This is a genomic window from Iamia sp. (assembly GCF_035575815.1).
Lineage (GTDB): Bacteria > Actinomycetota > Acidimicrobiia > Acidimicrobiales > Iamiaceae > Iamia.
Map to the genome: position 1 here is coordinate 1 of NZ_DATLXO010000150.1, position 7,536 is coordinate 7,536.

Annotated in this window: 4 protein-coding genes; all 4 read left to right on the forward strand. The window is 76.6% G+C overall.

The genetic code is table 11. The features are described 5' to 3' along the window. The coding region (locus tag VNL12_RS15855; protein ID WP_325595913.1) for a PDZ domain-containing protein at nt 1–1,171 on the forward strand (1,171 nt) is incomplete at its 5' end. Nucleotides 1,172–1,183: 12 nt separating this feature from the next. Continuing rightward, nucleotides 1,184–3,925: a histidine kinase dimerization/phospho-acceptor domain-containing protein gene (locus VNL12_RS15860; RefSeq protein ID WP_325595914.1), complete on the forward strand. Its 2,742-nt coding sequence runs from the start codon at nt 1,184–1,186 to the stop codon at nt 3,923–3,925. Beyond that, the gene (locus tag VNL12_RS15865; protein WP_325595915.1) at nt 3,922–5,613 is read left to right on the forward strand and encodes a hypothetical protein; all 1,692 of its coding nucleotides are present in this window, start codon (nt 3,922–3,924) and stop codon (nt 5,611–5,613) included. Before VNL12_RS15860 ends, VNL12_RS15865 begins: the two co-directional genes overlap by 4 nt. A 69-nt stretch (nt 5,614–5,682) precedes the next feature. After that, on the forward strand, nt 5,683–7,536 hold a 1,854-nt coding region (locus VNL12_RS15870), incomplete at its 3' end, for a DivIVA domain-containing protein (RefSeq protein ID WP_325595916.1).

Sequence of the window (7,536 nt, forward strand, 5' to 3'; positions counted from 1 at the left end):
GCAGGCCGCCCGGGCGCAGCCCGTCGCGCCCGAGCCCGCCGCCCCCGCCTCGGGCGCCCCTGGCCCTGGTGGCCGACGGCCACCATCGCCCCCCGTCGGCGCCCCGCCCGTCCCGCGCGCCCCGTGGCACCCGACCTGGTACGTGTTGGGCGTGGTGCTGTTGGTGCTGGTGACGCTGGTCGGTGCCGCCGGCATCGTGCGGGCGCCCTACGTCGTGTACGCGCCAGGGTCCGCCACCCAGACCCAGCCCGCCATCGCCGTGCCCGGCTCTCGGACCTATGAGGGCGACGGTTCGGTGCTGTTCCTCACCGTCTCGCTGCGGGGAGCGTCGCGCCAGGTGGGCTACGTGGAGGCGGCGGTGGGTTGGCTCCGTCCCACCGAGGACGTCTTCCCCCGCCGCGCCGTGATCGGCGACCAGACCGGCCAGGAGAGCCGCGAGCAGAGCCTGCAGGTGATGGCCGCCTCCCAGGAGGTGGCGGCCAAGGTCGCCCTGGAGCACCTCGGCTACGAGGTGCCGGAGGAGGGCCGTGGCGCGGTGGTGCTCAGCACCGTCGAGGGCTCGCCGGTGGCGACCGCGGTCGAGCCCGGCGACGTGATCGTCGGGGTCGACGGCACCGCGGTCGAGGTCGACTCCCAGCTTCGGGAGGTCCTCGACGCGAGCGCCCCCGGCGACGAGGTCACCCTCGAGGTCGAGCGCGGGGGCGAGGGTGATCCCGAGGAGGTGCCGGTGGAGCTCATCGCTGACCCCGGCGACGCCGATCGCCCCTTGCTCGGCGTCAGCGTGTTCACTCGCGACCTGCACTACGACCTGCCGTTCCCGGTCCGCATCGACACCGAGGACGTCGGTGGCCCGTCGGCCGGCCTGGCCCTGACCCTCGGCCTCCTCGACCTGCTGACCCCCGGGTCGCTCACCGGCGGTGAGACGATCGCCACCACCGGGTCGATCGATCCCGACGGCGTGGTGGGCGAGGTCGGCGGCGTGGCCCAGAAGGCCGTCGCCGCCGAACGGGCGGGAGCCCGGCTGATCCTGGTGCCGGAGGCCGAGGCGGACGACGCCCGGCGCTTCGCCGGTGACCTGGAGGTCGTCGGCGTGAGCACGCTCGACGACGCCCTGGAGGCCCTCGCCGGCATCGGGGGCAACGCTCTCGAGCTCGACCGCCCGGGCGGCTGATCCCGGCCGGCGATGACGACGACGGCCACCCTCGTCCAGCTCGCGGCGGAGCTGACCCTCTTCCTGGTGGCCGTGGCCGGGGCCGGCCTGTCGATCCGCCAGGGCCTCCTCGGCCTCGACCGGGCGGCCCGTCTGCTCCTCGGGGCCGGCTTCCTGGTCCTGGCCGTGGCCGCGTTCCTCGTTGGGTCCCTGACCGTCGACCGGTCGGCCGAGCCGGTGGCCATCGCCGCGCTCCGCATCGCCGGCGGCGCCATCGTCGCCCTCGGCGTCCTGCGGTGGGCGGGTAGCCGGATCGGTCGCCCCGCCCTCCTGGCGGGCCTGCTCACGCTCGTGGTGGCCGCCGGGCTCGACGTCGCCGAGGTCGACCTCGGGAGCGGTGGCGTCGGGTCCGAACCACTGGTGCTGGCCGCCGCGTTGGTGATGGGCGGCGCGCTGGTGGTCGCCGGGCGACACACCATCCCGGGACGCATCGGCACGAGCGTGGCCGCCGTGTTGCTGGCGGTGATCCTCGTCGTGTCGCTGGCGCTCTCGGCGGTGATCAGCGCGACGGTCGAGGACGAGGCCCTGCGGCGCTACGGGTCACGTGCCTCGGCCGAGGCCGCCGCCGCCACTGCGGAGGCAGAGGGCGCGCTGGACGAGGCCAACCTGGTGGCGGCCTCGGTCTCGGCCCGACTCGGGCCCGAGCTCGAGGTGCTCGCCACCGCCGGGAGCGACCCGGAGGCGGCGAGCACAGCGCGGGCTGAGGTCACCGAGGCCGTCTCCGCGCTGGTGGGGCCTGACGGACTGGCGATCGTCGACCCGGTGGTCCTGGTCAGCACGACCGGCGTCCCGGAGGTCGCGGTACCCGATTCGCTGGGCGGAGCCACCCGGTTGGCCCTCGGCGGTGACCCGGTGGTCCAGGAGGCGCTCGAGGTCGACGGTCCCCGCCAGGGCGTCACCGTCGTTGGTGCCGATGCCTTCGCCGTCGCCGCCGCGCCGGTGCGCGTGACCGGCGGCGACGGCCGGACGACCGTCGGAGCGGTGGTGGTGGCCCACCCGCTCGACGTCACGTTCCTGCGGCGGCGAACCGACGCCGCCGACCCGATCTCCCAGGCCTTGGTCACGCGCGAGGGCGTGGTGGCCACGACCGGGGCGCAACCGCCCCGGACCGAGCTGCAGCGCCGGGCCCGCACCGCGATCGACACCGGTCAGCCCTTCGACGGCATCGTGGGCGAGCTCTTCGTCGTGGCCCGACCGGTGGCGGCGGCCGGCCTTCCCCCCCAGATGGCGGTGGTGCTCTCGACGCCCACCGATCGGGTCGGTCGCACGCGCGAGGACATCTACCGCTCGCTGTTCGTCGCCGCCCTGGTCGCTGGGCTCGCCGGCCTCGCCCTCGCGGTGGTGGTCGGCGAGCGGATCGGCGGGGCGATCCGCCTCCTCACCAGCGCCGCGACACGCATCCGCGAAGGCGACCTCGACGCCCGCGCCGCGGTCGACCGCGAGGACGAGCTGGGCGAGCTGTCGACCACCTTCGACGCCATGGCCGGCTCGGTCCGCGACCTCACCGGTGACCTCCGCCGGGCGGCGGCGACCGAGAGGGGCCTGCGGGCCCGGCTCGAGACCGTGTTCGCCGGCGTGACCGAGGCCGTCGTGGCCGCCGATGACGAGCGTCGGGTCACCGAGGTCAACCGCGCCGCCCGGGAGCTGCTCGGGCTGCCCGCCGACCACGACGCCGTCGGCCGGCCCCTCGCCGACGTGCTTGCGGTCCGCGGGCCCGACGGGCACCCGGTGGACCTGCGCGCCGCCGAGGACGGCCCCCTCGTGGTCACCGGCTCGGTCCAGCCGCCGGCCGCCCCCGCCGGCGAGGTGCCGCCGCCGGTGCCGGTGGTCGGGACGGTGGCCTCGCTGCACGACGTCGACGGTACGCGCGCCGGCACCGTGGTCGTGCTGCGCGACGTGCGCCGGGAACAGGCCCTCGAGGAGGCCAAGCAGGACTTCCTGGCCAACATCGGCCACGAGCTGCGGACCCCACTCACGCCCATCAAGGGCTATGCGGGAGTGCTGCGCCGACGGACCCCGAACCCGGCCCAGGCCCGGGAGTGGGCCGACGGCATCACGTCGGGGGTCGACCGCCTCGAGCACCTCGTCGAGCGGCTGGTGACCTTCGCGGCGGTGACCGCCGGGCCGGCGACCGACGGCGTGCGGGCCCGGGACGAGGTCGACCTGGGTGCGTTGGCCGACGACGTGGTGGGCCGGTGGCGGACGCGCCTGAGCGGTGAGCGCGCCCTCATCCTCACCGTCGCCGCCGACCTGCCTCCCGTCGCCGGCCAGGACGCCCACCTGCGGCTCGCCCTCGGTGAGCTGGTCGACAACGCGGTGCGCTTCTCGGCCCCCGGCACCCCGGTGGGCGTCGCCGTCACCGCCTCGCCGGCCGGCGAGGCGCCAGGCGGCGCGGTGGGCGACGATCACCGCTTCGTCGCCCTGACCGTTGTTGATGGGGGCGGGGTCGACACCACCGGGCTGCTGGAGGCCGTCGACGCCTTCAACCAGGGCGACGCCTCGGCCACCCGGAGCCGTGACGGCCTCGGGCTCGGGCTGGCGCTGACGGACCGGATAGCCCGGGCGCACGGCGGGCGGTTGCGGGTGGCCGCCACTTCCCACGGCGGCACATCGGTCTCTATCCTGGTGCCCGTGGTCACCCCTGCGACGGACGAGGCCCCGGGCGCGGGTCCCCGCTCGGGCGATGGATCCCGCAGCGGCGGGGGACCCCGGTGACCGCGATCCTCGATCGCCGGGGCGGCGTTCTCCCGGCGGTGGACGCCGCCGGCGGCGAGCGGCTCGCCGGGCTCGACGGACCTCGTCTCCGGGGCGACCGGCGCGACGGCGCTCCACAAGCGGCCCGGCGCCTGCGGCGGCTGTGGATCATCCCCGCCGGGGTGGTCGTGGCCGGCGCCCTGGCTCTGCTCCCCGCCCTGCGCGACGGCGGACCGGGTCCCGGCGAGGCCGAGGTGGTGGTGGCCGGCGCCGCCGCGATCGTGCGCGCCGATGGCACCCGCAGCACCGTCACCGACGGCACCGTTCGCCTCGGCCGGGGCGACTCGCTCGAGGTCTCCGAGGGAACCGCACGCTTCGAGCTGGCCGACGACGTGCGCTTCGAGGGCCACGCCGGCGACACCGCAGGAGGCCGCACCGGCACGACGGTGCGCATGGACCTGACGCCCGAGCTCGTCGCCGGTGGGCTGCTCGTCGTCGCCCCCGAGCGCACGTCGGTGCGGGCCGCGGGCACGACGGTGAGGGTGGCCCCGGCCGCGGGGCGTGATGGTGCGGCCCGCCTCGACCGCCGCATCGGCCTGGGCGTCGGCACCTACCATGGGCAGGTCGACGCCGACTCCGCGGGTCGCGCTGCGACCGTCCCCGACCTGCACCGCATCGAGGTGGCGACGCCCGGTTCAGTTGGTCGCCGCGACCTGGCGTTGCGCTACGCCGCAGACGACGGCTGGGACCGCCGCTTCCTCGGCGACGCCCTGACCATCGACCGCCAGCTCGCCCCCCTCCTCGCCGGTCTCTCGGCCAGCGGTGGCCCCGACCTCACCTCGGCCGACGGCCTCCGGCGCGCGTCGCCCGGACTGCCGTCCGAGGCGCGCCTGGCCCCGCTGCTCGCCGACGTGGGCTCGAACGGCGACGCTCTCGTGCTGGCGGCGTTGACCGACCTGGGCGAGGGCGGCACCTTCGCATCGCGGTGGGAGGCGGCTGTGCGGTTCCGCGGCGACGGCGCCCGCTGGGGCCTCGTGGCCCTCGATCGCGACGTCGCCCCGGCCGAGCTCCTGGGCGCGATCCGGGGGGCGCTCGATCGCCTGAGCTTCCCCTTCGGCGCCGATGCCGATGGCCGCGATGACACCGGTGACGCCGATGACGCCGCTGGCGTCGACGGTGGCACCCAGGACGTCACCGGTGGCGCCCAGACCAGGGCCCCCGGTGGAAACGACGATCCGGGCGCGGCGTCGGGGAGCGAGCCCGGCGCGCCCGTTTCGGGTTCCGGTCTCCGGGATGACCCTGCGGCGGGCCCGAGCCCCGGGGCGGACGGCGGCGACCCGGCGACGGGCGGGACCTCCACCCCGCCAGCGGACGGCGGCGACCCGGCGACGGGCGGCGCCCCAACCCCGCCCGCGACCGCAAGCGGCGATCCGCCGGCACCGGCCCCCGAGGGAGGACCATCACCGGCCCCTCCAGCCCCGGTCCCGCCTCTCCCGGGCGGGGGCGAGGTTCCCGACGTCACTGGACCACTCCCGTCCGAACCCACGGTCCCGCCGGTGCCGGAGGTCACGATCCCGCCCGTGACGGTCCCACCGGTTCCGGGTGTGACGGACCCGCTGCTGCCGGGGACGACGGTCCCACCGGTTCCCGTTGGTGACGTCGTTGCCGGCGCCACCGATGCCGGCGAGGGGCTCCTCGGAGGCACCTGAAGGCTCGCCGCGCACGGATCCGGCCGATTGCCCCGATCTGCACCGACGCCGGTCATAGCATCGAGGTCGATGCCCTCCCCCTCGTCCGATCACCGTGCCTCGACCATCACCGGGCGCACCTTCGCCGTCCGCCGCAAAGGTTTCGATCCCGACGAGGTCAGGGCCTACCTCGGCCAGCTGGCCGAGGTCGTGAGCCGGCTGACCTCCGACCTCGATGCCGCGCGCGCGGATGTCAGGGACCTGGTCCGGGCGGCCGAGACCCGACCCGAGATCGACGAGGACCAGCTCACCGCGGTGCTCGGCGAGGAGACGGCCCGTGTGCTCTCCTCGGCTCGCAAGGCCGCCGTGGAGATGAAGGAGCGGGCCGAGGAGAGCGTGGCCCGCATGTTGCGCGAAGCCGCCGAGGAGGCGGGGGAGGCACGGCGCGCCGCCGAGTCCGACGCCGCCCAGCTCCGCTCCGAGGCGCAGCGGGTCCGGTCCGAGGCCGACGAGGCCCGCCGCCACACCCTGGCCGACGCCGAGTCCGACGCCGCCCGGGTTCGCTCCGAGGCCGACGCCGACGCCACCGCCGCGCGCGAGGCCGGAGCCGCGGAGCAGGAGGCCGCCGCCACTGCCGCCTCCGCGGCGCGGGCTGAAGCCGAGGCTGACGCCGCCGCCACCCGGACCGCCGCGGATGAGGTGCTCGGGGTGAAGGCGGCCGAGGCCGACATCACGGCCGAGGCGATCCGCACCGCCGCCGAGGACGAGGCGGCCACCATCCGCGCCACCGCCGAGGACGATGCCGACACCATCCGGGCCACGGCGATGGCAGACCGCGACATCGCCCACGCTGAGGGACGAGAGATGGTCGCCGAGGCCCAGCGCGTGCGGGCGCGGATGCTCGCCGACCTCGCCCGCCGCCGGAAGGCCGCTCGGGTGCAGCTCGAGCAGCTGCAGGCTGGCCGGGAGCGCCTGCTCGAGTCCTACGACGCTGTGCAGCGGACGATGGACGAGGCCACCGCCGGCCTGCGCACCGCCCTGCCGGCTGCTCGCCACGCCGCCGAGGCGGCCCGGCTGCGAGCCGAGTCCGAGGCGGAGTCGAGCGTCGAGCAGCTCGAGGCGCAGATCGGCGCCGCCCGGGCCGCCGGTCTCCCCCTCATCGCCCCCGACGACGGCGGGAGCCCCGGGGCCGACCTCGGCCGGGACGAGGTACCGGTCGTACCCGACGACGCGGCTGACGGCCTCGCGCCCGAGGAGCTCGCGGCCGGCTCCCCGGCGGACGACGCGCCCGACGAGGTCGGGGCCACCACCGACGTCCCCGCTAACGACGCGCTCGACGAGGGCGGGGCCATCACCGACGTCTCCGAGGACGACGCCCCCGTCGACCCTGACGCATACCTGCTGGCGGAGGCTGACGCACCCGTCGAGGCCGAGGCCAACGCAGCCGCGGCCGCCGATGCTGAGGCCGACGACCCGGTCGAGTGGCGACCCGACCCCGACCCCGAGCTCGTCGCGGCGCGAACCGACGCCCGGCCCGCCGACGCGGAGGTCGCCGAGGCCGAGCCCGCCGACGCGGGGCCCGCCGAGGACGCGCTCATCGAGACCGACTCTCCACCGATCGAGGCTCCCGCGTCCCCGACCGACTCCCCACCGATCGCCCCGGATCCTGCCGAGGTCGAATCCGCGCTGGCGCCCTCGAGTGACTCGTCGGCCGACGAGCCCGAGGAGGAGGTCGTCGACGAGCTCTTCGCTCGCCTGCGGGCGTCGCGCCAGGCCACCGTCGCCCACGCCCACCAGGTGCTCGAGGGCGATGTCGCCGCCCCGGCCGAGCTCGGCGCAGTCGATCCCCACGCCGAGGCGGCCGCTCCTGTCAGCAACCCCGACCCCGACCCCGACCCCGACCCCGACCCCGACCCCGACCCCGACCCCGGCCCCGACCCCGAC

Coding starts and splice junctions, on each gene's coding strand:
- VNL12_RS15860 (WP_325595914.1), top strand. CDS start 1,184: ATGACGACGACGGCCACCCTCGTCCAGCTCGCGGCGGAGCTGACCCTC.